Source organism: Archangium violaceum (assembly GCF_016859125.1).
GTDB lineage: Bacteria > Myxococcota > Myxococcia > Myxococcales > Myxococcaceae > Archangium > Archangium violaceum_A.
Window position 1 is genome coordinate 9,691,365 of record NZ_CP069338.1, and the last position, 26,515, is coordinate 9,717,879.

Annotated in this window: 24 protein-coding genes; 6 read left to right on the forward strand and 18 right to left on the reverse strand. The window is 68.3% G+C overall.

The annotated features are described in order from the left end of the window. Window positions 1–9 precede the first annotated feature (9 nt). From der to JQX13_RS40970, 8 genes are all read right to left on the reverse strand, one after another. A complete protein-coding gene (gene der / locus JQX13_RS40935) occupies window positions 10–1,473 on the reverse strand; it encodes a ribosome biogenesis GTPase Der (RefSeq protein WP_203404829.1) in 1,464 nt (487 codons plus the stop codon). Between the two features lie 11 nt (window positions 1,474–1,484). Further along, window positions 1,485–2,426, reverse strand: coding sequence for a GTPase Era (era, locus tag JQX13_RS40940; RefSeq protein WP_203404830.1), 942 nt, complete (start codon window positions 2,424–2,426; stop codon window positions 1,485–1,487). A 141-nt stretch (window positions 2,427–2,567) separates the two neighbouring features. Continuing rightward, the gene (locus JQX13_RS40945; protein WP_203404831.1) at window positions 2,568–3,125 is read right to left on the reverse strand and encodes a peptidylprolyl isomerase; all 558 of its coding nucleotides are present in this window, start codon (window positions 3,123–3,125) and stop codon (window positions 2,568–2,570) included. A gap of 73 nt (window positions 3,126–3,198) precedes the next feature. Beyond that, on the reverse strand, window positions 3,199–3,972 hold the full coding sequence (gene rnc / locus JQX13_RS40950; protein WP_203404832.1) for a ribonuclease III: 774 nt from the start codon (window positions 3,970–3,972) through the stop codon (window positions 3,199–3,201). Between the two features lie 5 nt (window positions 3,973–3,977). After that, the gene (gene meaB, locus JQX13_RS40955; RefSeq protein ID WP_203404833.1) at window positions 3,978–5,018 is read right to left on the reverse strand and encodes a methylmalonyl Co-A mutase-associated GTPase MeaB; all 1,041 of its coding nucleotides are present in this window, start codon (window positions 5,016–5,018) and stop codon (window positions 3,978–3,980) included. Window positions 5,019–5,022: 4 nt separating this feature from the next. Next, the gene (locus tag JQX13_RS40960) at window positions 5,023–5,892 is read right to left on the reverse strand and encodes a hypothetical protein (protein ID WP_203412440.1); all 870 of its coding nucleotides are present in this window, start codon (window positions 5,890–5,892) and stop codon (window positions 5,023–5,025) included. Further along, on the reverse strand, window positions 5,892–7,037 hold the full coding sequence (locus JQX13_RS40965) for an acyl-CoA dehydrogenase family protein (protein ID WP_203404834.1): 1,146 nt from the start codon (window positions 7,035–7,037) through the stop codon (window positions 5,892–5,894). The genes JQX13_RS40960 and JQX13_RS40965 overlap by 1 nt, the downstream gene beginning before the upstream one ends. Before the next feature lie 35 nt (window positions 7,038–7,072). Then, complete coding sequence (locus tag JQX13_RS40970; protein WP_203404835.1) at window positions 7,073–8,602, reverse strand: acyl-CoA carboxylase subunit beta; 1,530 nt, start codon at window positions 8,600–8,602, stop codon at window positions 7,073–7,075. A 243-nt stretch (window positions 8,603–8,845) separates the two neighbouring features. Here JQX13_RS40970 and JQX13_RS40975 point away from each other — a divergent pair, with 243 nt between their 5' ends. After that, window positions 8,846–9,190: a YtxH domain-containing protein gene (locus tag JQX13_RS40975; protein WP_203404836.1), complete on the forward strand. Its 345-nt coding sequence runs from the start codon at window positions 8,846–8,848 to the stop codon at window positions 9,188–9,190. Window positions 9,191–9,529: 339 nt separating this feature from the next. Here the strand turns inward: JQX13_RS40975 and JQX13_RS40980 are convergent, their stop codons facing one another. Continuing rightward, complete coding sequence (locus tag JQX13_RS40980; protein WP_203404837.1) at window positions 9,530–10,783, reverse strand: TonB C-terminal domain-containing protein; 1,254 nt, start codon at window positions 10,781–10,783, stop codon at window positions 9,530–9,532. A 340-nt stretch (window positions 10,784–11,123) separates the two neighbouring features. Between JQX13_RS40980 and JQX13_RS40985 the strand changes: the two genes are divergently transcribed. The 4 genes from JQX13_RS40985 to JQX13_RS41000 all read left to right on the forward strand — a co-directional run bounded on the left by JQX13_RS40985 (window position 11,124) and on the right by JQX13_RS41000 (window position 15,698). Beyond that, window positions 11,124–11,744, forward strand: coding sequence for a nuclear transport factor 2 family protein (locus tag JQX13_RS40985; protein WP_203404838.1), 621 nt, complete (start codon window positions 11,124–11,126; stop codon window positions 11,742–11,744). A gap of 177 nt (window positions 11,745–11,921) precedes the next feature. After that, a complete protein-coding gene (locus JQX13_RS40990; RefSeq protein ID WP_203404839.1) occupies window positions 11,922–12,701 on the forward strand; it encodes a hypothetical protein in 780 nt (259 codons plus the stop codon). Then, complete coding sequence (locus JQX13_RS40995; RefSeq protein WP_203404840.1) at window positions 12,698–13,360, forward strand: trypsin-like peptidase domain-containing protein; 663 nt, start codon at window positions 12,698–12,700, stop codon at window positions 13,358–13,360. Before JQX13_RS40990 ends, JQX13_RS40995 begins: the two co-directional genes overlap by 4 nt. A 13-nt stretch (window positions 13,361–13,373) precedes the next feature. Continuing rightward, window positions 13,374–15,698, forward strand: a complete 2,325-nt coding sequence (locus JQX13_RS41000) for a hypothetical protein (protein WP_203404841.1) — start codon at window positions 13,374–13,376, stop codon at window positions 15,696–15,698. Window position 15,699: 1 nt separating this feature from the next. Here JQX13_RS41000 and JQX13_RS41005 read toward each other — a convergent pair whose 3' ends face one another. The 8 genes from JQX13_RS41005 to JQX13_RS41040 form a co-directional block, all read right to left on the reverse strand. Further along, complete coding sequence (locus JQX13_RS41005; protein WP_203404842.1) at window positions 15,700–17,550, reverse strand: two-component system sensor histidine kinase NtrB; 1,851 nt, start codon at window positions 17,548–17,550, stop codon at window positions 15,700–15,702. A 60-nt stretch (window positions 17,551–17,610) separates the two neighbouring features. Beyond that, window positions 17,611–19,110, reverse strand: a complete 1,500-nt coding sequence (locus tag JQX13_RS41010) for a DUF3943 domain-containing protein (protein WP_203404843.1) — start codon at window positions 19,108–19,110, stop codon at window positions 17,611–17,613. After that, the gene (locus JQX13_RS41015) at window positions 19,107–19,559 is read right to left on the reverse strand and encodes a hypothetical protein (protein ID WP_203404844.1); all 453 of its coding nucleotides are present in this window, start codon (window positions 19,557–19,559) and stop codon (window positions 19,107–19,109) included. Before JQX13_RS41015 ends, JQX13_RS41010 begins: the two co-directional genes overlap by 4 nt. Window positions 19,560–19,566: 7 nt before the next feature. Beyond that, on the reverse strand, window positions 19,567–20,166 hold the full coding sequence (locus JQX13_RS41020; protein ID WP_203404845.1) for a TetR/AcrR family transcriptional regulator: 600 nt from the start codon (window positions 20,164–20,166) through the stop codon (window positions 19,567–19,569). Between the two features lie 163 nt (window positions 20,167–20,329). Then, complete coding sequence (locus JQX13_RS41025; RefSeq protein ID WP_203404846.1) at window positions 20,330–21,322, reverse strand: protocatechuate 3,4-dioxygenase; 993 nt, start codon at window positions 21,320–21,322, stop codon at window positions 20,330–20,332. Between the two features lie 57 nt (window positions 21,323–21,379). After that, window positions 21,380–22,375 (reverse strand): LLM class flavin-dependent oxidoreductase, encoded by a 996-nt coding sequence (locus tag JQX13_RS41030; RefSeq protein WP_203404847.1) that lies wholly within the window; start codon window positions 22,373–22,375, stop codon window positions 21,380–21,382. Window positions 22,376–22,423: 48 nt separating this feature from the next. Further along, complete coding sequence (locus JQX13_RS41035) at window positions 22,424–23,230, reverse strand: ABC transporter permease (protein WP_203404848.1); 807 nt, start codon at window positions 23,228–23,230, stop codon at window positions 22,424–22,426. Between the two features lie 5 nt (window positions 23,231–23,235). After that, window positions 23,236–23,979 carry an ABC transporter ATP-binding protein gene (locus JQX13_RS41040; protein WP_203412441.1) on the reverse strand — a complete coding sequence of 248 codons (744 nt, stop codon included), beginning with the start codon at window positions 23,977–23,979 and terminating at the stop codon, window positions 23,236–23,238. Between the two features lie 24 nt (window positions 23,980–24,003). Here JQX13_RS41040 and JQX13_RS41045 point away from each other — a divergent pair, with 24 nt between their 5' ends. Then, a complete protein-coding gene (locus JQX13_RS41045) occupies window positions 24,004–24,222 on the forward strand; it encodes a hypothetical protein (protein ID WP_203404849.1) in 219 nt (72 codons plus the stop codon). 293 nt (window positions 24,223–24,515) lie between these two features. On the opposite strand, the gene JQX13_RS41050 is transcribed toward JQX13_RS41045, so the two are convergent. Further along, complete coding sequence (locus JQX13_RS41050; protein WP_203404850.1) at window positions 24,516–26,504, reverse strand: PAS domain-containing hybrid sensor histidine kinase/response regulator; 1,989 nt, start codon at window positions 26,502–26,504, stop codon at window positions 24,516–24,518. Between the last annotated feature and the right edge of the window lie 11 nt (window positions 26,505–26,515).

Sequence of the window (26,515 nt, forward strand, 5' to 3'; positions counted from 1 at the left end):
GGACGGCCCTCAATGCTTCCCGGCCAGCTTGGGCTTCTTCCTCGCCGCGCGCTTGGCCTGGCCCGGCCGCTCCCGGAACAGCATCCGGATGGGCACCCGCAGGTCGAACGTCTTGCGCAGCTGGTTGGTGAGGTAGCGCTTGTACATGTCCGGCACCCCGTCCGGCCGGTTGCACGTGAGCGCGAAGGTGGGAGGTGCCGTACCCACCTGGGCCATGTAGTACACCCGGAGTGGCCCTCGTCCCACGATGGGTGCCGGGTGGTTCTCCTCGATGTGCTTGAGCAGCCGGTTGAGCTGCGGGGTGGGCGCCCGGTAGCGGAACTGGTCCGCCAGCTCCACCGCCAGCTCCAGCACCTTCTCCACCTTCGAGCCATTCAGCGCCGAGGTGAACACGATGGGCGCGTACCCCACGAACTTCAGCGCGTGCTTGAGCTCCTCGCGGAAGATCTCCTGCTTGCGCTGATCCGTGCTGATCAAATCCCACTTGTTCACCACGATGACCAGCGCGCGGCCCTTCTCCTCGGCGATACCGGCCAGCTTGGCGTCCTGGTCCACCGCCGGCTCCGTGGCGTCCATCAACAGCACCGCCACGTCGCTGCGCTCCATCGCCTTGAGCGCCGCCACCACCGAGAACTTCTCCAGCCGGTGGGCGATCGTCTTCTTGCGCCGGATACCCGCGGTGTCCGTGAGGATCACCTGCCGGTCCTTGTACTTGAGCTCCGAGTCGATCGGATCGCGCGTGGTCCCCGGCACCTCACTGGCCACCACCCGCTTCTCCTTCAGCAGCGCGTTGACCAGGGTGCTCTTGCCCACATTGGGCCGGCCAATGATGGCCACCCGAATGGGACGCTCCTCCTCCTCCTCGGCGGGCGCCTCCTCCGTCCCCTCCTCCGTCCCCTCCTCCTCCCCCCGCTCCGCGCGCTCCTCGGCCTCGGCGGCCTTCTTCCGGGCCTCGAGCTCCTCCGGAGACAGGGGCGGCAGCTTGCCCACCACCGTCTCCATCATCGAGCCCACGCCCAGGCCGTGCTCGGCCGAGATGGGGAACACATCACCCAGGCCCAGCCGGAAGAACTCGGCGGCGTGCGCCTGGAGGGACTGCGACTCGCTGTCCAGCTTGTTGGCGGCCACCACCACCGGCTTGCCGCTCTGGCGCAGGTAGGAGGCCACCTCCTGATCCGCGGATGTCAGCCCGGCACGGGCGTCCGTTACGAAGATGATGGCGTCACACTCCTCCACCGCCAGCTGCGCCTGCTCGCGCACCTGCTGCAGCAGGGAGTCCTTCTCCCCGGGCACGAAACCGCCCGTGTCGATGATGGTGAGCTCCCGGCCCTCGTACTCCACGTCCCAGTACTGCCGGTCGCGGGTGACTCCGGGGATGTCCTCCACCAGGGCGATGCGACGCCGGGCGAGGCGATTGAAAAGCGTGGACTTGCCCACATTGGGGCGACCCACGATGGCGACCAAAGGCTTCATGCACGTACTTCCTACTCGTAACCGAGCTTCTTGAGGCCCTCGGGACGCTCGCTCCAGCGAGGCTCCACCCGGACCCGTAGCGAGAGGTACACGTGCGCCCCCAGCAACCGCTGGATGGATTTGCGCGCGTCCGTCCCGATCGTCTTCAGCATCTGCCCTTGTTTCCCGATGATGATGGCCTTCTGGCTGTCACGCTCCACGTAGATGGAGGCGGCAATCCGGATGAGGCCCGCCAGCTTTCCGGGGGGCGTTCCAGGCGGCGGCTCGCGCTCGGACTCGTCGAAGAAGTCCACCAGCACCGCCGTGGAGTACGGAATCTCCTGCCGGCAGTGCCGCAGCACCTGCTCGCGGATGTACTCCGCCACCAGCGTCTTCTCCGCCTGATCCGTCAGCACGTCCTCGGGAAAGAGCGGCTCTCCCTCGGGCAGATGCTGGAGCACCGCCTGGAAGAGATTCTCCACCCCGTCGTCCTCCTTCGCGGAGATGGGCACCACCTCGGCGAAGGGGAATTCCCTGCGGTACAGGTCGATGAGCGGCAGCAGCACCGGCTTGGGCACCGTGTCGATCTTGTTGATGACCAGGAAGGTGGGCTTGCCCGCCTTCTGCAGTCGCTCGAGGATGAACCGGTTGCCCGGCCCCACCTCGGGCTTGTCCGCGCCCGTCGGCTCGACGACGAAGAGGACCAGGTCCACCTCGTCCGCCGCCTGGAGGGCCACGTCCACCATGTAACGGTTGAGCTCGCCCTTGGCCTGGTGGATGCCGGGCGTGTCGAGGAAGGCCACCTGCCCCTCCGGCCGCGTCACCACGCCCAGAATCCGGTTCCGGGTGGTCTGCGGCTTCGGAGAGACGATGGCGAGCTTCTCGCCAGTCAGTTGATTGAGCAGCGTGCTCTTGCCCACGTTGGGACGACCAATGAGCGCGGCGAACCCGCTGCGGTGTGTCTTTTGGGCCATCTAGGTGCTTCGAAGGTCGAAGGTGATCAGGAGTCCCCTCCGCGGGGACTCCCCGGAACTACTCGGAACGACATAGAACATCTGACCCGCCGTGAACCCTCCCAGGCAGGCGAGCAACCGCCTCCAGGGTGGCTGCGGGGCCTAGGCCGGTGCGGAGGTAGAGATGGTCAGCTTGTTGATGCGCACATCGGTGCGCGGCCGATCGCCCGCGCCCTTGGGAATCTCGTTCGCGATGCGGTCGGCGATGTCCTGGCCCTTCACGACCTCACCGAAGATGGTGTGCCGGTTGTTGAGGTGCGGCGTCGGCACCACGGTGATGAAGAACTGGCTGCCGTTGGTGTTGGGGCCGGCGTTGGCCATGGCCAGCAAGCCCTTCCTGTCGAAACGACGGCCGCTCTGGAACTCATCCTTGAACTTGTACCCCGGCCCGCCAATGCCCTGGCCGAGCGGATCCCCACCCTGAATCATGAAGTTCGCGATGCAGCGGTGGAAGATCGTCCCGTCGTAGAGCGGCTTGCCCGTCATGCGCTCGCGCGTGGCCGGGTGCGTCCACTCCTTCTCGCCCGTGGCGAGCCCCACGAAGTTCTCCACCGTCTCCGGCGCGTCCTTCGGGAAGAGCTTCACGACAATCTGCCCCTCCGTGGTGTCGAAGGTGGCGTAGAGCTCCTTGCCCGCACGCGCCTCATCCATCATTCCCATGGCTGCCTCCCTTGGGTCCAAACCCACTAAGGCGCGGGACCTTATTCCCCGACCCCAGGGCGGCCAAGCAGTTTCAGGCCGGGGTGTCGTCCTTCAGACCTGGAGCGGGTACCGGAGCCACCCCCTGCCCCGGCTTTTCCCCTCGATCCAGCCACTCCAGGGCGGCGTGGGCGGCGGTCTGCTCCGCGTCCTTCTTGCTGCGGCCGGTGGCCCGGGCATACACGTCCGGGCCCAGCACCACCTCCACCTCGAAGATCTTCTCGTGGTCGGGGCCCGTCTCGGAGACGATCTGGTAGCGCGGCGTCAGCTTCAGGCGCTCCTGCGCCGCCTCCTGCAGCTTCGTCTTGTAGTCCTGCCGGCCGAGCGCCTGCGCCACGCCCTCCAGCGCCTCCGAGAAGTGCCGGTCCACCAGCGCCATCACCGGCTCCAGCCCGGAGCCCAGGTACATGGCGGCGAAGACGGCCTCCAGCGCGTTGGCCAGCAGCGAGCTCTTCTCCCGGCCGCCACTCAGCTCCTCGCCCCGCCCCAACTGGAGCAGCTCGCCCAGCCCCAGCCGACGGGCGATGCGCGAGAGGCCCTCCTCGTTGACGATGCGGGCGCGCAACGGCGTGAGCTCCCCCTCCTTCATCTGGGGAAAGCGCTCCATCAGCCGGTGGCCCACGGCCAGGTTCAGCACCGCGTCCCCGAGGAACTCCAGTCGCTCGTTGTCCTGGAATCCCTCGCCCCGGTGCTCGTTGATCCAACTCTTGTGTGTCAGCGCGGTGAGGGCCAGCTCGGGACGGGTGAACGTCGTCCCCAGCCGCTCCTCCAGGGCCTTCACTCGCTCGGAGGGTTGAAGGGTCGCCACGGCCTCTACTCCGCGAGCTGGCTCGCGAGCTCCTCGGCGAGCGCGTAGGGATCCGCCTGACGCTCGGCGATGCGCCCGGCCACCTCGTCCAGCTGGCCCCGCTCCCGCTCGAGACGCGACAGCGCGCTCTTGAGCAGCCGCTCGCGCAGCAGGGCCACGAATTGCGCCGCCGCACGGGTGCGCTCCTTCGTCTTGCGCTGGCCCGTCTCCTCCAGGAAGGCGCGGTGCTCGTCGATGTTCTTCACCAGGTCGGCCACCCCCTGATCCCTCGCGGCCACCACCTTGAGGATGGGCGGCTCCCACTCCCGGGGACCCGCGGGCTCCTCCACGTGCGTGCCCTCGGCCTTGGCGCGCACCATCCGGTGGTGGGCGTCATGGTCCATGGGCGGCGCCTTCACCGCGTGGCGCAGCTCCAACATCATCCGCAGCTCGCGCACCACCCGGTCCGCCCCGTCCAGGTCGGCCTTGTTCACCACGAAGATGTCCGCCACCTCGAGGATGCCGGCCTTGATCGCCTGGATGTCATCGCCCATGCCCGGCACCGTCACCACCAGCGTGGTGTGCGCCATCTGCGCGATGTCGATCTCGTCCTGCCCCACGCCCACCGTCTCCACGATGATGACGTCGCGCCCCATGGCGTCCATCACCCGGATGCAGTCGCCCGTGGCGCGCGACAGGCCGCCCAGGTGCCCGCGCGTGGCCAGCGAGCGGATGAAGACGCCCGGGTCCGTCGCGTGGTCCTGCATGCGGATGCGATCGCCCAGGATGGCGCCGCCGGTGAACGGGCTCGTCGGGTCCACCGCGATGACGCCCACCGTCCTGCCCGCCTTGCGCAGGTGGGCGATGAGCCGATCCGTCAGCGTGGACTTGCCCGCTCCCGGCGAGCCGGTGATACCGATGATGTAGGCCCGCCCCGTCTTGGGGAACAGCTCGCGCAGGGCCTCCGTGGCCTCCGGCTCGCCATCGTCGATGTTGCGCATCAGGCGCGACGCGGCCCGCACATCGCCCTGCAGAACCCTCTGGGACAGACTCGCCTTCGTTGCCAAACCCTTACTCCTGTCGAGCGCCCGGGCCTATCAGCTTCACGGCCTCGGCGGGGACCTTCAGCAGGCCCGCCACCAGCGGGACGACTCCGGGGAATTCATCCAGTTCGAAACGTTCCGCCCATACCTTGCCCTGAGCCCCCGCCAACAGACCCCGGAAGGTCCGGCCAGCCACGCGTGCCGCTGCGAAACGGTAGGGCCGCCCCTCCACTTCGAGCAGCACCAGCAGCTCCAGCCCACTACGCGGGGGCACGAGTGCTCCCTCCCCGAAGGCCCGGACGACCTCCGAGAAGCCCACCACGCCCTCGCTGGCCTCGGGCCTCGTCCGGGCGGCCTCCGCAGGCCCCTGCTCGCCAAACAGCGCGGCCAGGTAACCCACCAACGCGCCGCGCTCACGGAACTCGGACAGCTCGAAGGTGTGTCCCTGCGGCACGGACAGGGCCTGCCCGTCCCTCACCGCGCTCGACACCTGGAAGTTGCCCTGCCGGTCCGCCACCAGCGTCAGCGCCAGCCCGTGCTCGGACAGGTGCGTGGACAGCCTCAGCGATACCGGCTCCACCTCGGGGCTCAGCCCCAGCGCCCGCAGCTCCGCGGAGCGCCGCTGTACGTGGAAGAGGTGCTCGTTGAAGGCGTCCGCGACCTCCGCCTCCACCTCGCGAGCCCCCTGCACCGAGCCCAGTGCGATGGGACGCAGCCCCACCACCTCCGGCGGGTCCACGGGCACCAGCTGCTCCCCCTGGACCTGGAAGCTCACCCGCTCCACCTGGCGGCCTCCCACCGGATTCTCCAGGGGCTCGGTCAGGACGAGGGTCGCCTCCAGGCTCTCCCCCTCGCCCCGTACCTCCAGTCCGAGCTGTGTCAGCCGGGCCTTGTCCATCACGCCTTCTTGAAGACCTCGCGCGCGATGATCGTGCGCTGGATCTCGCTCGTGCCCTCGCCGATCTCACACAGCTTCGCGTCGCGCAGGTAGCGCTCGACGGGGAACTCGCGGGTGTAGCCGTAGCCGCCGTGGATCTGCACCGCCTTGCCGCAGGCCCGCGTGGCCACCTCGGAGGCGAACAGCTTCGCCATGGAGGCCTCCTGGCTGTACGGCTGGCCCGCATCGGCCAGGTAGGCCGCGCGGTGAACCAGCAGTCGCGCCGCGTCCGTCTCCGTCTTCATGTCCGCGAACATCCAGCGCAGACCCTGGAACTCGGAGATGGGCTGGCCGAAGGCCGTGCGCTCCCGGGCGTAGCGCACCGACTCCTCCAGTGCCCCGCGGGCCAGGCCCACCGCCAGCGCGCCGATGGTGATGCGGCCCTTGTCGAGGATCTTCATCGTGTCGATGAAGCCGTGGTCCACCTCGCCCAGCCGCTGCGAGTCCGGCACCTCCACGTTCTCCAGCACCAGCTCTGCCGTGTCCGAGGAGCGCATGCCCAGCTTGCCGTGGATGGGACGCTGGCTGAAGCCGGGCAGCCCCTTCTCCAGGATGAAGGCGGTGATGCCCTTCTGCTTCTTCTCCGGCGAGGTCACCGCCAGCACCACGAAGACGCTGCCCACGGTGCCCTGGGTGATGAACATCTTCGCGCCGTTGAGCACCCACTTGTCGCCCTTGCGGACGGCCGTGGTCTTCATGCCCGCGGCGTCCGAGCCACTGCCGGGCTCGGTGAGGCCCCAGGCGCCGAGGTACTCGCCGGTGGCCAGCTTGGGCAGGTACTTGCGCCGCTGCTCGTCATTGCCGAAGACGCGCAGGTGGCTGGTGCCCAGCCCGTTGTGGGAGGCCACGGTGAGGGCCAGCGAGCCGTCGTAGCGGGCGATCTCCTCGACCGCCACCGCCACGGCGAGCGAGTCCATGGCGGCGCCGCCGTACTCCTCGGACACCAGCATGCCCAGCACGCCCAGCTCACCCAGCTCCCGGACGACCTCCATCGGGAACTTCTCCTCCTTGTCCCATTCGCGCGCGTAGGGCTTGACCTTGCGCTCGCAGAAGTCACGGAGGGAGGACTGAAGGGCTCGATGGCTTTCGGGAAGTTCGAAGTCCATGTCGGGGATGTATAGCAGAGGGGGGTGAGGGGCCATCAAACCGGGTAGACGCCGTGCTTCTTCGTCTCCCGGGGCTGGAAGCGCCGGGAATACAACTCATAACGTTGCTGGAGCTCCTGCCTCAGCCGGTCGCCGGGGACGATCTCGTCCACCACCAGCTCGCTCGCCAGCTTGTAGATGTCCACGTCCTGACGGTACTCGTCCCGGAGCTGCTGGACGTAGGCGGCCCGCTCGGCCTCGGGCTTCTCCTGGATCTTGTTGAAGTACACGGCGTTCACCGCCGCCTCGGGGCCCATCACGGCGATCATCGCCTGGGGCAGCGCCAGGGTCGCATCCGGAGCGAAACCCGGGCCGCTCATGGCGTAAAGGCCCGCGCCATACGCCTTGCGCACCACCACGCAGATCTTCGGCACGCTGGCCTCGGAGACCGCGGAGATCATCTTCGCGCCGGCGCGGATGATGCCCGCGCGCTCCACCTTCGTGCCGATCATGAAGCCCGGCACGTCCGCCAGGTACAGCAACGGGATGTTGAAGGCGTCACACAGCCAGATGAATCGCGCCGCCTTGTCCGCCGAGTCCACGAAGAGCACGCCGCCCTTGTACTTGGGCTGGTTGGCGACGATCCCCACCGGCCGGCCATCGATGCGCGCCAGGCCCGTAATGAGCTCCTGGGCGAAGAGCTTCTTCACCTCGAACCAGCTCCCCTCGTCGATGAGCTCGTTGATGAGCGCGTACATGTCGAAGGGCTTGTTCTGGTCCGCGGGGATGATCTCGTCCACCCGCTTGCCGCTGCTCCTGGGCGCCAGCGAAGCGGCCCGGGGCGGCGCCTGGGTGAAGTTCTCCGGGAAGAAGGAGATGTACTTCTTCGCCGCCTCGATGGCCTCCTGCTCCGTCTTCACCAGCACGTCGCCGACACCGGACACCGAGCAGTGCATCTTCGCGCCGCCCATCTCCTCGAGTGTCACCTTCTCGCCAATGACCATCTCGGCCATGCGCGGGCTGCCCAGGTACATGGAGGCGTTGCCGTCCACCATGATGACGATGTCACAGAAGGCCGGGATGTACGCGCCGCCCGCCGCCGAGGGCCCGAAGAGCAGGCACACCTGCGGCACCTCGCCGGACATGTGCACCTCGTTGTAGAAGATGCGGCCCGCGCCACGCCGGCCGGGGAACATCTCCACCTGGTCCGTGATGCGCGCTCCCGCCGAGTCCACCAGGTACAGCAGCGGACAGCGCAGCTGCTTCGCCGTCTCCTGGATGCGGAGGATCTTCTCCACCGTGCGCGCGCCCCAGCTCCCCGCCTTCACCGTGGAGTCGTTGGCCATGATCGCCACCGGACGCCCCGCCACCTTCCCCACTCCGATGATGACGCCATCCGAGGGGAGCTCCGGGTCCAGGTTGTTGGCGAGCTTCGCGTCCTCGACGAACGAGCCCTCGTCCACGAGCAGCCGGATGCGCTCGCGGGCGAACAGCTTGCCCGTCTCCCGGTTCTTCGCGTGGTACTTCTCGGCCCCGCCCTTCTCCACCTGGGCGATCTTCTCGAGCAGTTTCTCATCGAATGACATGGCGCCGGGGGCATAGCAGAAAGGTGCTCGCCTGGCTGCTGTCTCCGTTCACTCCGAGCCTGGGCACAGCGCGTCAAAGTCCTGCTCTGACTTCCAGCCGACGCCTGCCCTCATTCCCGAGTTACAGACACGTTGCCCAGGGGGTGCCACCTCGCTCGCCCCACCCTACCTTGTCGCTCCACGGGGGGGGGCCGCCATGGAGGAGGCCACCTCTCTTCGAGTGGCTCTCAGGAGGAGGACGGAATGCTGTTCGCGAAGAAGGCCAGATTTGCGGTGAAGAGCGACCTGTACCGGAAGTACCTCGCCAAGAAGGTCCTCAAGGATCTTCCCCAGTACGCCAAGGGTCAGTGGGAGGAGTTCGACCCCGATGACGTGCTGCGCTACGTGGGCCTCACCACCTACAAGCCCGCCCGCAGCTCGTTCGGCATCGGCGCGTTCGTCATCGGCTGCGCCGTCGGTGGCATCGCCGCCCTCATGCTCGCGCCGAAGACGGGCACCGAGCTGCGTACCGACGTGAAGGACAAGGCCATGGGCTACCTCGGCAAGCAGGGCATCAACGTGGGCTCGGAGAAGACCGCCAGCGCCTAGTAGTTGCCTGGATGTCCTCCAGGGTGGGAGGGGAGCCAGAGGTTGTGCTTCCCCGCCCTCCCGGCGAGGAATCCCTGGGGCTCGGGGTCCGGTGGCGGCCATGGGGCTGCCTCCCGGGCCCGTTTGCTTTGCAAGTGCCTGAAGTCACTGGATTCGGGGCTCCGGGGCTGGCGCCTCACGGTCTTCTCCCGCTCGTCGCCTGGGGCCAACAGGACGACACCTCGCCACCGAGCCCGGGCATCGTCCTGGATGGAATCGGCGCCACGGTGGACCCGGGAGCTTCGTGATGATGGCCCTGTCGGTGCTCGGGCTCGGGGCCCTCCGCCGCCGACCCCGCCGTTAATACACGCGCAGCAACTCGGTCCGGATGTCGAAGTGCGGCCTCCGGAGGTCCGGGATGATCACCTCGCCGCGCACCTCGTCGAATCCGCCCGACAACATCCCCAGCGCCAACAGCCCCGAGATGTAGGCCACATCCCCGGCGTCGAGCGCGTCGAGCTTCGTCACCTTGATGGTGCGCGCGAAGCTGACGTGCCCGTCGATGGCCCAGACACTGCGCACGGATTCTCCCTTCGCCCTCTTGGAGAAGTGCTCGGACGCGGGTGGGAGCTTCGCCAGGGACTCGGGCACCCGCTCGAGGACGTACGCATCGAAGAGCGGATTGCCGGAGCTCCTGCTCAGCTTCACCGACAACACCTGCCCCGTGCGCGACTGCGCGACATCGATCTCCGCGTGCAGAGAACCGGCGCCCTTGCTGTACGCCTCGAGCTTGTCGACGTTCGAGGGACTCGATCGGCGCTGCGCGCTCGCCGCCCCCGAGCGCACCGCGTCCTCCAGCCGCACCCCCGCCCCCGCGAGCGCTCCCGCCGAGTACGGATTGCCGGTCGAGCCAAAGTTCGCGGCGCTCGATTGCAGCGCCTGCAGTCCGCTAGTGGTCCAGGGACCCGGCTTGAAGAAGTGCTTGAGCACCCCGTCGTACGCGAAGAGCGGCGCGCCCGAGAGTCCCTTCTCCAGCGCCGTGTCCATCTGCCCGAAGAAGCTGTCGACGAGGCCGTTCTCCACGCGCAGCGCCGCCACGCCGTCATCGAGGAATCCCTGGACGCGGCCCTGGACCCGCTCGCGTTCCTCGGCAAGGCGCTGCTCGGCGGTGGGTCCGTCGCCCGGCCTCCACGTGCGTCCCGTGGAGATTCCCGGAGACGTGCTGGTCGCGGGGGGCGCCACGGCGAGTCCCCCATGGCCTGGGAACAGCCGCACGGCGCGGGGTGCATCTGGGATGACCTCGGGTGCCGCCGAGGCCTCGGCGGCGGGCGGGGTGGGCGCGGAGGGGGTCGGCGGAGGTGGCGCGGCGGTGGTGGCGCTCGGGGGCGGTGGGGCGGGTGTGGCCCGGGGAGGCCGACGGGTGACTCGTGGCGGTTGGGGGGGCTCCGCCACGGGAGGCGGCGTGCGTTCGACCACCTCGAATTGGAGGGGCTCCTGCTGGAGGTTCGAGGGCGGCCCGGGATGGGAGGGCGGCGCCAGGTACAGCATGAGCCCCAGGCCCACATGGAAGGCCAGTGAGACGAGCAGGGCCTGGAGCAGACGGGAGCGCCGCATCGGAACTCCACGCTGGCAGAGATGCGCCTTCCGCACAAACTCCCTTCCCTCCTCTCAGCGCGCCTGCTCGACCCAACGTCGCCAGGCCGTCACGTCGTCACCGAAATCCTGTCCCGACAGCAGGGCGAGCACCTTACGAGCAGGCTGGTGATCGATTTCCTGTGCGCCACAGCAGCTTCTCCCTGGGCACCTTGCGCGAGCCGAAGATCTCCACGCCTCCGAACGTGAAGATGGGACTGGGAGGCGTATGGGGACAGGGCTCGCGACTGTAGTGACGGAGTGCTCGCCGCCGCGAGGGGGGTGGGCCATGATGCGGGTCCCCGCAGTCCAGAGGATGCCCATGCACTCCCCCCTCAATCCTCGCGCGTGGCCGCTCGTCGCGGCGCTGCTCTCCTCCGGTGTGACGGCTCCGGCGCTCGCCGCCGAGCCCAAGAAGCCCACCCCCCCCTCCCCTACCGCCCCCGCTCCGGCCGCGCCCGCCCAGGCCACCGCTTCCCCGGCGGCGAAGCCGGAGGACGTGGCCACGCCGGAGGCCCTCGTCGCCGCGCTCTACGACGTCATCTCCGGACCCAAGGGCCAGGCGCGTGATTGGGATCGCTTCCGCTCGCTCTTCGCGCCCGGTGCGCGGATGATCCCCTCCGGCAAGCGCAAGGACGGCACCACCGGCTACCGGATGATCACCCCCGAGGAGTACATCACCCAGTCCGGGAAGATGCTCGTCGAGGCGGGATTCCGCGAGCGGGAGGTCCACCGCGTCGAGGAGCGCTTCGGTCCCCTCGTGCACGTCTTCAGCACCTACGAGGCCCTGCGCGGGGAAGACCCGAAGCCCTTCATGCGCGGCGTCAACAGCATCCAGCTCGTCAACGATGGCAAGCGCTGGTGGGTGCTGACGGTCGCCTGGACACCGGAGTCGCCCGAGCAGCCGCTGCCGGCGAAGTACCTCCCTCCCGTCAAGGGCTGAAGCTCGGCGGCGTCCAGCTCGCCGCGCTTCATCAGGAGCTGTCCCTGGGTGATGCAGCTGGTGGCGATACCTCCCTCGCGCGCCTGTCCGTAGGCGGCCTCGGCCCCTGGTATGTCTCTTCGTGCGACCCGAGGACGTCCGTGTTTTAGTCGGAAGCGAAAGCTATACTCGGAGGAGATGGAATCCCTGCTGCGAGGCCTCCTGGTGTTGTTCGTGCTCTCCCTGAGCTCCGAGCGCCTCGCGGCCGTGTTCAAACGGCGGGACTGGCAACCGCTCCGGCCCAGAGTGGCGCTCGGCAAGCGCAAGAAGCAATCCGGGAACATCCAGGTCGACCTGCGGACCGGTGAGGCCTACGTCGATTCGAAGCCGTTGCTGCCGGTCTCCCTCGGCAGCAACGAGGTGGATCGGCTCACGCGGGCCGCCAATGCCGAGAACACGCTGTTCATCGGGATCCTGATCGCGCTGCTGACGGGGGCGAATGCCTTCCTGGGCTCGTGCGGTTGGCCCGAGCTCTCCACGCTTCGCTTCAGCTTCGTGGCGCAGGTGCTGCTCACCGGTGCGGCCTCCTCCGTTGGCGCCTCCTTCTGGTACGAGTTGCTCAACGTGCTGACCGAGGTGCGGCGGACCCGTTCGGTCCTGGCGGGCCAGATTCCCTCCGAGCTGACTCCCGTCCTGCCGGGCCGTCCGGTGCAGGTGACCCCGACGCCTCCTCCCTCGACGAATGCCCCCTCGCCGGGCACGTTCGAGCAGTTGCGCGCGGCCGCGCTGCGGAAGCTGCCCGAGATCCAGAGGCTCGAAGGGGTGAAGCAGGTCCGGCTGGTGGACGCGCCCCGCAGGTGGTCCACCCACCCGTGCCTGGAGTTCCGGGTGGAGCAGGTGCCGGAGGCTCCGCCGCTGCCGGAGGCGCTCCCGGTCGACGTCGGTGGAGTCGAACATTTCATCCCGGTGACGAAATGATCGGAGGCTGGTCGGCGGCGAGGCTCGCTCGCTTCTTTCCGAACCAGCCGCTCGCGGGGAGCTTCACGCCGGTGGCGTGTCTCGAGTCCTTCGCCTGGAACCGCTCCCAGACGGCCAGCGGGCTCCTGGTCCACCCGCGCCTGGTGGTGACGGTGGCCCACGCGGTGATGTTCCGCGCGGGAGCCCGGCTCTTCGCCGCGGCCCAGGTGAAGGTGGAGCTGGGCAATGTGCGGGCCTGGGCCGATGCCGTCGTGATTCCCTCGCGCTTCGTCGAGAACGCCGGCTACGTGCCCTCCACGGATCTGGCGGTGCTCCGCATGCCCTGGGAGGTCTGCGGACCGATGCAGCCGCCCCTGGTCGCCGACTCGGAGAAGGAAGGCAGCGCCGCGCTGTGGGGATGGACCCTGTTCCAGCCGCGCGCCCAGGTGTCCATCCCCATCACCGTCACCGTCGACGAGCAGGGGCTCCTCCACTACCCCGCGAGCAACCTCCCGGCCTTCAGCGGAGGCCCGCTGCTGCGGAGCTCGGGCCCGGAGCTGCCCGAGGAGGTCATCGGTCTGCACCGCGCCTTCCATGCCGACACCCAGCGGGGTGAGGCCATTGCGTTCTCCAGCGACGACGTGGTCGAGGCCATGCGCGCGCTGGGCTTCGATGTCTAGAAAGGAAGTCTGGATGCATCCGCACGCACGAACTGGCGTGGTCCTGGCCCTGCTGCTCTTCACCGCCCCGATCGCGGCCGCCAGGCAGATTCCCCAGGTGGAGGGCCCACCTCCCGGAGCCCCGATGGGCGCCGGGCCCAACGCTGGCAACGGCCTGCCCGTGAGCGGCTCCACCGGGGGCGGCTCCTCGTCCCTCGACACGATGAGTACCTTCGCCCAATGGTGGGGTCCGCTCCGGGGCAACCTCTCCGAGCGCATCCGCGGGGTGTGCGCCAACCTCCAGGCCACTCCCGAGATCGCCAGCTGGTGCACGCGCTACCACGGCCCCAACGCGACCGGCTTCGACGCGGCGGCGCTGTTGGACTCGGACGCCCTGGTATTGGCCTCGTACTTCAGTGCGCGCGAACCGCTCCTCCAGGCGTTGACCGCGCTGGAGTCCGCGCTCGCCACCGTGCGGCTGTCGAAGTCCGCCCCCCAGGCGCAGCAGGATGCGCTGGCCGCCACCCAGGGGGTGTTGGACCTGGCGAGCTCCAGACTCTCCTTGAACGCGGGGGTGGAGACCACCACCAGCCTGGCGGGCCTGCTGCCGGGGATCGAGCTGAGCGCGTTCCTGGACCAGCTCTTCAAGGGGCTGGCCCTGGCGCTCCAGACTCGCGCCGAGGCCGAGGCCGTGCTGTACGTGCTCCTCGAGTTCGACGAGCGGATCTGCGCCCGGGAGGTGAAGGACACCTGGGGCCAGATGCGGGGGCACATCCGGGACTGGCTGCCGAGCACCTGCACCGCGGCGCACAACAATGTCTTCGCGGCGTCGCTCGGGGCGGGAGGAATGGCCTCGCTCGCGCTGCTGCGCAAGACGGTGGAGGAGGACCTCCGGGCCATCCCCTCGCACCTGGCTTTCGAGGTCGTCTCCGAGGCGGATGAGCGCAAGTACGCACGCGCCGCGCCGGCCGTCCGGGAGCTGGTCGACGCGATGGTCGGGGGGGTGCACCCGGTCCGCGCACTGGACACGCTGTCCCGCCGGCTCGAGGCCCTCCCGCTGGAGCCGGGCTCGCCCGCCACCGTCTCGAAGCTCTACACGCGGCTCGCGTGCGTCAGCGCCATGCCCGGCGCCTTCACGCGCTACACCGAGCTGGTGGACGACGCCAACCGGGGCCTCGTTCCCCAGATGGACTCGCGGGCCCGGGGGCTGGCCGTGATGCTGCTCGCGCTCCAGCGGGAGAGCTGCGGCTGGGTGTACGAGCCGATCGGGACCCACTCGCGGTTGAAGGTCTGGGCCGCGCTCGCCGCTCCCCTCTCGGAGTCGGCGGAGGGAGTCGCCACGGTCTCGACGGATCTGCGGCAGCTGGTGGAGCAGGCGCGGCGGCTCGGGGCGGTATCGGGCAATGGGACGCCCGCGCAGGTCGCCGAGGCCACCAGGCTGCTGGCCCAGGAGGGGGTGTCGGCGCTGGATGCGGCGGATGTGGCGCTGGATGGGTTGCTCCGCCTCAACAGGCTGCTGGGCGGGTGGATGCCGGCCTCCGACATCCAGGTGGAGGAGAACCAGAAGGCCCTGCTCGAGGTGCGCACCGTCCTCCTGGCCTCCCGGGACGTGCTGCGCATGGTGGTGGCGGCGATCGCCCGGGACATCTCCACCGTGTACCAACTGCTGCTCGAGCACCAGGCGATCTCCAGCAGGACCAGCCGGTACGGTGACGAGGCCGCGAACCGGTGCGAGCAGGCGGAGGTCTGGAAGGCCCCGGCGATGACGGAGCCGGAGGCACAAGCCTCCGAGTGGCGGTGCGAGCGGCGGCCGTGTGTCTGTCTGCCGGACGGGTTCACCCGGTATGGAGGCCTGCTGGTGGCGCTCGCCGACGCCAAGGACGCCGAGGAGGTGAAGGCGGTCATCCTCGCCTCGACCACGCCGGTGGGGAGCTGGCGGTGGCGGAGCGATCCGGACGTGCACCACTTCGTCTCGCTGAGCGGCATGGTGGGGTTTGGCGGTGCCTGGTACCTCTCCGGCGCGCCCGGGGGAGAGCCGTTCAAGCCACGGGTGCTGGTGCCCTTCGGCGTGGACTACCAGCTGGGCCGGGCCGGGCTCACCTGGAGCGTGTTCTTCCAGGCCATCGACCTGGCGGGCTACACGAACTTCGTCGGCGTGGAGGAGCGCAAGGCACCGCGCGTGGCGGAGGCGATCAGCCCCGGCCTGTGGCTCAAGGGCATGTTGCCGAGGACACCCTTCACGCTCTCGGTGGGCGCGGCGTATGACCTCGACGCGGGGGGCGTGACGCCCAACCCGGCATGGCGGGTCAACGCGGGAGTCTCCATCGACATGCCGCTGTTCCTGCTGTACCGGAACTGAGTCAGGCCGAGGCCGCCTGGGCCTCCCGTGCGCGCAGGGGCAGCTCGAGCGTGAAGGTGGCACCCTGGCCGCGCCCACCGCTCACACAGCCGAGCCGCCCCCCCATCTCCTCGGCCGCCTGCGCGCTGGCGTGCAGCCCGAAGCCGTGTCCGTCCTTCTTCGTGGTGAAGCCGTGGGCGAAGAGCCGGGGCAGGTGCTCCGGAGCGATGCCCACCCCGTTGTCCCCCACCTCGATGCGCAGCCACTCCTCCCCTTCCCTGCGCACGAGGAGGGTGAGCTGCTTGTCCGCGCGCCCGCTCTCCACCAACGCGTGCCGCGCGTTGCCCAGCAGGTTCACCAGGATCTGCAGCAGCTTGTGCCGATCCACCAGCATCGGAGGCACCTCCTCGCATTCGCGGTGGACACGAATGCCCAGCCGCTCGAAGGAGGTCGCGTTCAGGCGCAGCGCGTCGTCGATGAGCTCGGGCACCGTCACCTGCTCCACCCTGCCGCCATAGCGCGCATGCTCCTGCTGCATGCTCACCACGGACTTGATGTGCTCCACGTTGCGCGCCAGCCCCTGCATCTCCGCCAGCAGCGCCTCGAGCTCTCCCGCCAGGTGTTGCGACACGGTGGAGAGGTACTCCGGGAGCTTGCGGCCCCGCTCGTCCTGCGTCAGGAAGGCCGGCAGCGTCGCCTCGTGCTCACGCAGGAGCTCCACGGCACGCACCAGCAGGGGAACCCGTGAGGCGCGCAGCCGATCGATGACGAGCGTGGCCGAGACGTTGACGCTGTTGAGCGTGTTGCCCACGTTGTGCAGCACCCCGGTGGCCACCTCCGCCATGCCCGCCCGGCGGGACATGTCCACCAGGCTGCGATGCAGCTCGTCCAGCCGGGCCTCGGCCGCCTTGCGCTCGCTCATGTCCCGCCCGAACAAGGTCACGCCGATCACCTGCCCCTTGTTGCCCTGGATGGGGTGCAGGGACATGTCCAGATTGATGAAGCGCTCCCCCACCCGGAAGGGGATGTCGTAGCGGACGGACTGTCCCCCGAAGGCCCGGGCCAGGGCCGCGCGCCACTCGGCACGTCGCTCCTCCGTGGCCTGCTCGTCCAGGGCATCTCCCGACTTCACGTCCCGGCCGAACGCCTCGCGGAACATCCGCTTCGCCGCGGAATTGGCGGTGAGGATGCGTCCCTGCGGGTCGAGCGAACAGACCGGATCATCCGTGCTCTCGACGAGACTGAGCAGCTTGCGCTCGCTCTCGCGCACCGTGGCGATCGCCTCGTCGCGCGCGGCGCAGAACAGCGAGCTCAGCCCCCAGCCGAGCAGCAGGACCAGGGAGTCCGTCACTCCCGCGGCCCACAACCTGGGCCGGGCGAAGATCGGCTCCAGGGTGCCGAACCCCGACAGACACAGCGGGAGGATGACACTCGCGTTGAGGCACAAGAACCCCGTGATGACGAGCCCCAGCCGAGGCCCCATCAGGTAGACGGCCAGGGCCGGGATGAGCATGGCCGTCGCGTGCGCGGCGATGGCGGGATCGGGCATCGCGATGGTGGCCGCGATGTATCCGCTCACGAACAGGCCGCACACCATCATGGCCGCGGGCCGGATCGAGCTCCCCCGGCGCAGGACCACCAGCACCAGCCCGAAGAGCACCGCCATCCCCAGCCCGAGCTCGAAGCGTGGCAGGCTGACTTCCTGGAAGAGTGACGCCGACAGCGCCAGCACCAGGTTGAACACCACCAGGAAGAGCGTGCCCCCCACCAGCAAGCGGTAGCGGCTCAGCTCGTCCGGTGGGGACCGGCGCTGTTCCTCCGACAGGAACGCATCCAGTCGTTTGAGCAACCACGCACGCGGCCCCTGGCTCATTCCTCCTTATATAGCGCACACGGCCGCCCCCGTGACAGGGCGCCACCCCCCTGTCAGCCCTCAGGGGCCCGACATTCCGAAGACATCGTCGGACATATAACTCAAGGTCAGACGCATCCCTCCCCCGCCGATCACCTGATGTTGTGTCGGGCCGAAGTCGTAGGCGCGCAGGGCCATGGGGATCTCCAGCCCCACGGCCAGCCCAGGCGCGACCCGCACACGGCCATCCCAGGTAATGTAGGTGATGGACTCGAAGCCCTCCCGGGGCTCCGTGTACGCGCCCGTCACCCACCAGTTCTTCGCCCGCACCCGGAGCATTCCCAGGCCCCGGCGCACCAGCTTCGCCTCCAGGATGGCCTGCACTCCCGGTCCGATGTGGTAGTCGCGCGGGATCTCCGGATCCAAGCCGAGGTTTCCCGCCGCGGCGAACCCCAGGCCCCCCAGGATGGCGGTGCCCTGCAGGAGCGACCGGCTGCCGAGCCGCGTCTGGAGCGTGGTCCCGAAGCCCACTCCCACGGACGACACCCGCACGATGTTGTTCGCGCCGTAGTCGTAGAGGCCGAACACCCCCCAGAGTCCGCGCGTCGAGCTCTCCTCTCCGCCGTACTGGGCCCCCGCGACGAGTCCCCGGATGTAGAGATTCGCCATGAGGACCCCGGGGAAGGTCACCCCCGCGGACGCGTCGAAATAGGAGAAGGGATGGCGGTAGCGCCACTGGGGATCTCCCGGCGCTCCGTAGGTGAGCTCGCCCGACAAGGAAACCTGGGGCCCCTGGGTCAGCAGCGGGTGCCGCTCGGCTCCCGTCCTGTCCACGAAGCGGGTCATCAGGCTCACGCCCGGGGCGAGCTCTCCATAGAGCGGCGGAGACGAGTCGATGTCACCCGGGTTCATCTCGCCACCAAAAATCCAGTCGTTCAGTGACGAGGCCGGACTGACGAGCACTCCCGCGAGCCTCCGGACCGTGCTCACCTTCCCTGCCCGTGGCTCCGTCAGGACGCGGTACGTCCGGTGAAGGACCTCGCCCAGGAAGACGCCGCCGAGCGTCGTGGTGATCTGATCATTGATGGAGGGCGGCTCGTTCTCCGCGAAATACTCCCACGCCAGGCTGGAGAAGAAGGTGTAGAGCCCCGCCTGCCAGAACGGCACGCCCGAGGAGCGCGCCCCGGCGAAGGTGAACGAGCCGTGGTACGGGTGGGCGAACTGGTTGGTGACGAAGTTGTCGACATCGAACGTCCAGCCATCCGTGCCATCCAGGTGGCTGAGCACCGTCTGCCAGGAGATCAGCGCGAACGGCTCGCGGGAGATCAGGTTGTGGAAGGAGAAGAGGCCGAGGTTCACCGCCGTCGCTTCGATGGCCGGGACGAGGTAGTTCGTCGTCCGCACGGGCGCATCCGCGGGCAGGAGGGGCGCATCCGCGGGCAGGAGGGGCGCATCCGCGGACAGGATGGGCAGGGGCTCGAGCACGGAGCCCGGTTCGCCGGACGCGGAGGGCAACGGGCCCTCGGCGCGCGCGAGCGTTCCGCACACGCACAGCAGTGCCAGCAGCCCTCCCCCTCTCACTTGAAGGTACCCGTCAGGGACAGCCCCCCCCCGTTCGGAGCGATCATGACGGACGCGGACACCTTGCGTGGCCGCTCCGGAGGAGGCATCCCACTCCACATCACCGCCGAGACTCCCACGACACACGCCCCGACGAGCGCCAACGCCACCCCGCCCAGCTGATTCTGCTGCGCGGTCCGTGCCGCGGGGGTGAGCTCGCCGGAGCTCTGGCGGGGTGAAGCCGTCAGCCCCTGCTGGAAGTTCCCGGCGATCCAGAGCACCGTGCCGGAGAGCGCGAGGGTCGCGCCAACACCCGCCATGATGGGCGCCCGGCTCCGCATGGAGGGCTCCGGCGAGGCCTCGACGACCGGAGCCGGCCGGGTCTCCTGCTGGGATGGGGTGGTGGAGGCCGGGGCGGTGGAGACCGGGGCCGTTGTCAGCAAGGTCGCGGTCAGGAGCGTCGTCAGCATGGCTCGCTCACGGGCGCGGGGTGGCGCCATCGAGGAAGCAGCGCAGCAACGGCGCGATGGACTCATCGACCGGGACGGGCTGCTTCTGGTGGAATTGTTGAAGTAGGACACCCTGGACCATGCCCAGCAGAAACATGGGGTAGTGCCGGACGTCCTCGGGCCTCAGGGCGCCCTGTCTCAGACCGTCCTCGCCGAGGAGCTCGACGCGGCGGAGGAGCTCGCGCGCCAGCTCCTGCTGGTGACGGCGCCAGGCCGGCTCGTCCTTGGGACGGCTGTGCCGCGGCCCCTCCTCCAGGAGGACACTGAACAGCCGGAAGTGCGACTGGGCATGCTCGAGGACGCAGCGGACGAAGCCGTACAACCGGGCCCGGTACGGAGAACCCTGGCTGCGCTCCAGCTCCGCGTCGAGCAGCGCCAGCAAATCCCTCGCGCGCACCTCGAGCAGCGCCAGCAGGAGCTGCTGCCGATCCTCGAAATAGTTGTAGAGCGTCCCGACCGAGACCCCCACCTGCGCGGCGATGTCGTCCATGCGCGTGGCGTGGAGGCCCTGCTCGGCCAGCACCTGCTCCGCCGCGTCGAGGATGGCGGCGCGCGCCTCCTCCTTCATCCGAACCCGGAGGGACTGAGGCCTGGTTCGAGATGTTGAACGCGGGTTCATAATCCTGAGCCCAGGATATACGGCTCAGGAATATGGGGCGCAACCCGACCTGCGACAAGGTTCGCTACGACGGGGTATTGAAACCTGAGGCAACGTGGGCAGCGGGCCCGGCTCAGGGAGCCGTGCCGCCATCCCAACCCGGAGGGGGACCCATGCCGCCATCACCACGCGGGGGGCGCACGCCGCCGTCGCCGCCCGGAGGAGGACCGCCGGGGCCTCCACCGCCGCCACCCGGCATCTGGCACGCCGCGTTCGACAGCGAGGAGCGGATGACGAGGGTCTTCCAGGCCAGCATCGCGCCGTCCGACATGCGCTGGGTCTGGAGCATGTAGTCGGGGGCCGACTCCGCGGAGACGACGTTGTCGGTCGCGTTCGTCGTGTCCCGGGGGCCGCGCTCCTTGTAGAGCGGCTGGGTCCCGATGATGTCGTCGTTCAGCGCGTCATCGAAGACGAGCTGCGAGGTCACGTACTCCTCGCCGTTGAGACGGACCGTGAAGTGGATGTGGATCGTCCGGCTGCTGTACCAGCCGGGGAAGCACGTATCGAACTCCACCCGGCCGTTCGCATCCGTCGTCTGGACGCCGCGGAACCACCGGGCGGAGGTGGCGGACGGGTCATCCGCGGTGCAGAACGTGCTGGCGTCCTCGCCCGAGTAGAGCCCCTCCGGCGCGGCATGCCAGATGTCGACGCTCGCGCCGGGGATGGGCTTGCAGGTCTCGTCCACCACGAGGAACACGAGGCGCACGGGCAGACCGTCGTGGCCCTCGCTGATGTCCTTGCGCTCCAGCGTCTCCGCGTAGCAGGGACCCAGGGTCGCCTCGCACAGCAGGGCGCACGTCGTGCCGAGGCCCGCGGCGAATGGATCCGGGTAGGTGCTGGCGGCGGTCATCGCGGCGGTGCCACCGGTCGCCCAGAATCCGGGGTCGACGACGCCCGTACCTGAGTCCGGGGTCGTCGTGCCACCGCCAGAATCGTCTTCGCCGCAGCTCAGCATCACCATGGCGCCGAAAGCGCCGAGGGCCCCAATGACACCGAGCGCCTGCCTCCGGCTGGGCAGGGAGTCGGCGGGCTGTCGCGCTACCAGGGTGTTCGTCTTCTTGGTCATCGTGCTCTCCAGGGGGACAACTGAAGGGCACGGTAGAAACGACTTATTAAGAATCCCTTAACCCGCCAGCGCGTCGCGGGCCTGGGCGGCGATCTCGAACGAGCGCAGGCGTGCGGCGTGGTCGTAGATCTGCGCCGTCACCATGATCTCATCCGCGCCAGTCCGCTCCAGGATGGCCGCCAGTCCCTGGCGCACGGTCTCCGGGGAGCCGATGACCGACCAGGAGAGCGCATGCTCGACGCCTGCCTTCTCCAGCTCCGACCAGCGCCCTTCCATGCTGTCCACGGGCGGCTGGAGGGGGCCGGGCTGACCGCGCCGCAGGTTGACGAACTGCTGCTGGGCCGAGGTGGCCAGCCGCCGGGCCTCCGCGTCGGTCTCCGCCGCGAAGACGTTGACGCCGATCATCGCGTGGGGCTTCTCGAGCGCCTCGGAAGGCTTGAACTGGCTGCGGTAGATCCGCAGGGCCGACATCAGATGGTCGGGCGCGAAGTGCGAGGCGAAGGCGAACGGCAGGCCGAGCGCGGCGGCGAGCTGGGCGCCGAACAGGCTCGAGCCCAGGATCCAGATGGGCACGTTCAGGCCCGCGCCCGGCACGGCCCGGATCGCCTGATTGGGCGCCGCGGGCTTGAAGTAGGACTGCAGCTCGAGCACGTCCTGGGGGAACTCGTCGGCGTTGCTCGCCAGATCGCGACGCAAGGCGCGGGCGGTGAGCTGATCCGTGCCCGGCGCGCGCCCCAACCCCAGGTCGATGCGGCCCGGATAGAGGGACGCCAGCGTGCCGAACTGCTCGGCGATGACCAGCGGCGAGTGGTTGGGCAGCATGACGCCGCCCGCGCCCACGCGGATGGTCGACGTGCCACCGGCGACATAGCCGATGACGACCGAGGTCGCCGCGCTGGCGACACCGGGCATGTTGTGGTGCTCGGCCAGCCAATAGCGACGGTAGCCCCAGCGCTCCGCATGCCGCGCCAGGTCCAGGGTGTTGCGGAAGGACTGGGCAGCGTCACTGCCCTGAAGGATGGGGGAGAGATCGAGAACGGAGAACGGAACCATGGCCACGCCTCTTAACGGGATGTCAGCTTCCACGCCGGGACATCATCATCAGCTCACACTCTCGGCGCTATAACGGGCGATGAGCCCCGTGCGCACGGCCTGCCGGTAGACGCGCGTGAAGACCTGGCGCGCCAGCAGGATGTACAACGAGGCGAGCCCCACGCCCCAGAGCAGGGTCGTCCCCGAGAAGGCCCCTCCCGCGACGATCGTCCGCATGCCCTCGAACACGTAGGACGGCGGCAGCAGGTGCGCGATGAGCTGCATCCACTCCGGGAGCGTCGCGATCGGATAGAAGACGCCGGCGAACGGCGAGACCACGGCGGGAATGGGCCAGACGAACCACTCCGCGGACGGCCCGAGCCGCAGCACGATGGCGGCGCCGAAGATGCCGAGCGCGATTCCGAAGAGGAAGAGCACGAACAGGAACGGCACGATCAACAGGCCGAAGGAGAACAGGGACAGCCCGAACGCCGTGCTCGCCACGACGATCATCACGATGAGGCCGATCGAGCTCGTCGCGATGCTCGAGAGCACGAGCCCGCTGATGTACTCGGAGATCGACAGCGGCGTCGCGAAGATGTTGAGGAAGTTGCGCGACCACACGTCCTCGAAGAACGCCATCGTCACGCCCTGCATGACCCGGGTCAGGAAGTCCCACAGGAGCACCGCGCCCAGGAGCGAGGGGACGAAGTCGGGGCCACCGGCCCCGGTGACGGTGTTGAGGTAGCGGGTGATGAAGCCCCACAACACCATGTCGATGGCCACCCACACGAAGAGTGGAAAGACGCGCGAGGGGCTCCCGCGGATGAGATAGAACTGACGAAGGACGACGGCGGCGGCACGGTTGAAGGACATGAGCGTCAGACCCGCTCCAGCGCGAGCGGCTCGCGCGCCACGGTGATGAACAGCTCCTCGAGCGTCGCCTTGCCGTGCTCGCCCGGCAGGGTCCTGGGGTCGCCCTCGAGAAGGATCTTCCCGCGAGAGACGATGAGCACGCGGTCACACACCTCCTCGACCTCGTACATGTTGTGCGAGGTCCACAGCACGCCACCGGTGCCCTGGGTGGCGAACTCGCGGATCCGGGCGCGGATGTCGCGCGCCGTCGAGGGATCCAACGAGGCCGTCGGCTCGTCGAGCAACAGGAGCCGCGGCTGGTTGAGCATGGCCTTGGCCAGGGCCACCCGCGTCTGCTCTCCCGAGGAGAGCACGCCGCACTTCACGTCGCGGAACCGCTCGAGGTCGAACTGCGCGATCAGCTCCTCGATGCGCTGGGACAACCCCTTCACGCCGTAGATGAGCCCGAAGACGCGCAGGTTCTGCCGCACGGTGAGGTTTCCGGGAAGGGGCGCGTAGACGGCGGCGAAGTTGGTGCGCTCGAGCGCCTGGGCCCGGTGCTTCGCGAGGTCCACGCCCTCGATGTGGATGGACCCCGAGCTCGGCTCGAGGACACCGAGGACCATGTTGATGGTGGTGGTCTTCCCTGCCCCGTTGGGCCCCAGGAGCCCGACGATCTCATTGCGGCCCACGTCGAACGAGATGCCCTCGACGGCGACGGTGGCTCCGTACTGTTTGCGCAGGCCCTGGACCGACAGGACCTTCGATATGCTCTCCACGACCGCTCCTTCCACGTGGCCCTTGTTCTGATGCCCCCGGCGGAGCGCGACAACCTTTTTCGCTCGCCCATGACCCTGTGCACCGAGCCCATCCACCCCACCACGCTCTACTACTTCCGGCAGAACCCGATGAGGGCCGCCGAGATCGAGTCCGGTGCGTTCAATCCGCTCGATGATGCGCTCCGCTGCGTCGGGATCTGCGAGAAGGCGGTGCGCGAGTCCGAGCAGGGATGACGGCCTGGATGTTTCCGGGTGAGGGTCTTCCCCCCATGCGCATGCGCAACATGACTCCGTCCAAGAACTTCGTGGACACTCCATCAGTCCACGATCGCTCCGGCGGAGATGTTGACCTCGGTCGAGGTCAGGGTGCGAGCCAGATCGGAAGCCACGAAGGCCGCGACATTGATCCTCGGTCCTTTCTTTCGTGAGCGCCTACTGCTCAGACGTCGACCAGGGCCCCGACGGAGGTCCGCTCGTTCAAGCGACTCTGGCACCAGGCGCCCTGCCCTCCCCCGCTCAACCTACCGTCATCCCTGCTGCAGCTCCGCCTTCAAGACCTCGATGATGGCATCCAGTTCTCGTTGGATGGCCTGTCCGACGGACTGGAGTCTGGCCGGGTCCCCCTCCTTCTCCGCCAGGAGCGCCTTGCCCTGACTCAGAGCGGCCAGCAGCGCGTGGGCCCGCAGCAGCTCCAGGGTCATCTTTGCCTTGTGGGCATGAAACGCGAACCGCTCCAGGTTGCCCGTATCGAGCGCATCCTGGAACTCATGCTTGTAGATCTCACAGTTCTTGAGGGTGGTGGAGCACAGCTTGAGCAAGGCCTTCTGGTCCCCCGCGGTCAGCGACCGGAACTCCTCGAGGCTGAAACTCCGCAAAGGTGGGGCCGAGCCCAACACCTCCTGCTCCTTGTCCCGCACGGGGAGCTGCCCCGCGGAGACGGGCATGGACCGGGAACCGTGCTCGGCGATCTTCGAGAAGAGCTCCTCCGGCTCGAAGGGCTTGCTGGCGAAGTCCGTGAACCCCGCGTGCTCCAACTTGTCTTCCAGTCCGATCCGCGTGGAGGCGGACAAGGCGATGATGGGCAGCCGTCGGAATTTCTCCTCGGGAAGACTCCGGATCTTCCGGGTGGCGTCGTAACCATCCATCACGGGCATCTGGAGATCCATCAGCACCACGTCGTAATGGTTCGCCGTGACCTTCTCCACGGCCTCCTGCCCATTCTCCACCACATCGAACTCGACCCCCCAGTTCCGCAGGAAGCGCTCGATCACGAAGACGTTGACGTCGTTGTCCTCCGCGACCAGGACCTTGACGCCTCGGATGGACTGCGGATCCGGTGCCCTCGGGCCATCCGACCTGGCCTCCTGACCGATCTTCAAGCGCAGGTTGAAGGAGAACGATGACCCGACTCCCTGCTCGCTCTCCACGGACATCTTGCTGCCATGCAGATCCAGCAACTTCCGGGTGATGGCGAGGCCCAGGCCGGTTCCCCCGTACTTCATGTTGATCTCGTAGCTGGCCTGGGTGAATTCCTCGAAGATGGATCCCAGGCGGTCCTCGGCGATCCCAATGCCCGTGTCGGTGACCCTGAACTCGAGGGAGGCCGCATCCGGGAACGACTCCAGGACCCGCAGCGCGACCGTGACTCCCCCTTTCTCGGTGAACTTGATGGCATTGCTCACCAGGTTCGTGAGGATCTGCCGGAGCTTGATCGGGTCGCCAACGAGGAGGGTCGGCACCCGCTTGTCGACCTCGACCCGGACCCGCAACCCCTTCTCCTCGGCCTTGATGCCGAGGCCATGGGCGATGCTGTCGATCAATTGGCGGACATCGAAGCTCCGCTCCTCCAGCGTCACCTTGCCCGCCTCGATCTTGCTGAAATCGAGGACGTCGTTGAGCAGGCTCAGCAGATTCTCGGAGGAGAGCTTCAGGATGCGGACATACTCTTGCTGCTGGGGCGAGAGCTGGGCCTCCTGCAGGAGATTCGAGAGCCCGACGATGGCATTCATCGGGGTGCGAATCTCGTGACTGATCATCGACAGGAAGTCCGCCTTCGCCTTCACGGCCTGCTCGGCCTTCTTCCTGGCCAGCAGCAGCTCCTGCTCGTACTTCTTCCGGTCGGAGATGTTGAAGACGGTCGTCCGGTTCGAAAGAGGATTGCCGACGGCGTCTCTTCTTTGAGTGGTGTTGATCAGGACCGGGATCTTCTGACGATCCTTGTGCACCAACTCGAAGTTGATCTCATTGAGGAACCCCTGCATTCGCAGCAGGGGGGCGTAATGCGTCTCATGGAAGATCTTGCTTCCAACGGTCAGGAGATCCTGGAAGCGCTTGCCGGCGAGGAGCTCTTCCCGCTGGTAACCCGTCCAGGCCAGGAAGGTCTGGTTGACCTTGATGATGGTTCCGTCCGGAAGCGTGGAGATGTAGCCACACGGAGCATTCTCATAGAGGTCCTCCGCGCTGTCCTCATTCAGCGCTTCATGAACCTCTACGTTCTTCTCTGGCTGACCTCCCAAAATTCAACCGC

Excerpts from the sequence above, each read along its gene's own strand:
- der (WP_203404829.1), bottom strand. The coding sequence starts at position 1,473 with ATGAAGCCTTTGGTCGCCATCGTGGGTCGCCCCAATGTGGGCAAGTCC.
- era (WP_203404830.1), bottom strand. The coding sequence starts at position 2,426 with ATGGCCCAAAAGACACACCGCAGCGGGTTCGCCGCGCTCATTGGTCGT.
- JQX13_RS40945 (WP_203404831.1), bottom strand. The coding sequence starts at position 3,125 with ATGGGAATGATGGATGAGGCGCGTGCGGGCAAGGAGCTCTACGCCACC.
- JQX13_RS40960 (WP_203412440.1), bottom strand. The coding sequence starts at position 5,892 with ATGGACAAGGCCCGGCTGACACAGCTCGGACTGGAGGTACGGGGCGAG.
- JQX13_RS40965 (WP_203404834.1), bottom strand. The coding sequence starts at position 7,037 with ATGGACTTCGAACTTCCCGAAAGCCATCGAGCCCTTCAGTCCTCCCTC.
- JQX13_RS40970 (WP_203404835.1), bottom strand. The coding sequence starts at position 8,602 with ATGTCATTCGATGAGAAACTGCTCGAGAAGATCGCCCAGGTGGAGAAG.
- JQX13_RS40975 (WP_203404836.1), top strand. The coding sequence starts at position 8,846 with ATGCTGTTCGCGAAGAAGGCCAGATTTGCGGTGAAGAGCGACCTGTAC.
- JQX13_RS40980 (WP_203404837.1), bottom strand. The coding sequence starts at position 10,783 with ATGCGGCGCTCCCGTCTGCTCCAGGCCCTGCTCGTCTCACTGGCCTTC.
- JQX13_RS40985 (WP_203404838.1), top strand. The coding sequence starts at position 11,124 with ATGCACTCCCCCCTCAATCCTCGCGCGTGGCCGCTCGTCGCGGCGCTG.
- JQX13_RS40990 (WP_203404839.1), top strand. The coding sequence starts at position 11,922 with ATGGAATCCCTGCTGCGAGGCCTCCTGGTGTTGTTCGTGCTCTCCCTG.
- JQX13_RS40995 (WP_203404840.1), top strand. The coding sequence starts at position 12,698 with ATGATCGGAGGCTGGTCGGCGGCGAGGCTCGCTCGCTTCTTTCCGAAC.
- JQX13_RS41000 (WP_203404841.1), top strand. The coding sequence starts at position 13,374 with ATGCATCCGCACGCACGAACTGGCGTGGTCCTGGCCCTGCTGCTCTTC.
- JQX13_RS41005 (WP_203404842.1), bottom strand. The coding sequence starts at position 17,550 with ATGAGCCAGGGGCCGCGTGCGTGGTTGCTCAAACGACTGGATGCGTTC.
- JQX13_RS41015 (WP_203404844.1), bottom strand. The coding sequence starts at position 19,559 with ATGCTGACGACGCTCCTGACCGCGACCTTGCTGACAACGGCCCCGGTC.
- JQX13_RS41020 (WP_203404845.1), bottom strand. The coding sequence starts at position 20,166 with ATGAAGGAGGAGGCGCGCGCCGCCATCCTCGACGCGGCGGAGCAGGTG.
- JQX13_RS41025 (WP_203404846.1), bottom strand. The coding sequence starts at position 21,322 with ATGACCAAGAAGACGAACACCCTGGTAGCGCGACAGCCCGCCGACTCC.
- JQX13_RS41030 (WP_203404847.1), bottom strand. The coding sequence starts at position 22,375 with ATGGTTCCGTTCTCCGTTCTCGATCTCTCCCCCATCCTTCAGGGCAGT.
- JQX13_RS41035 (WP_203404848.1), bottom strand. The coding sequence starts at position 23,230 with ATGTCCTTCAACCGTGCCGCCGCCGTCGTCCTTCGTCAGTTCTATCTC.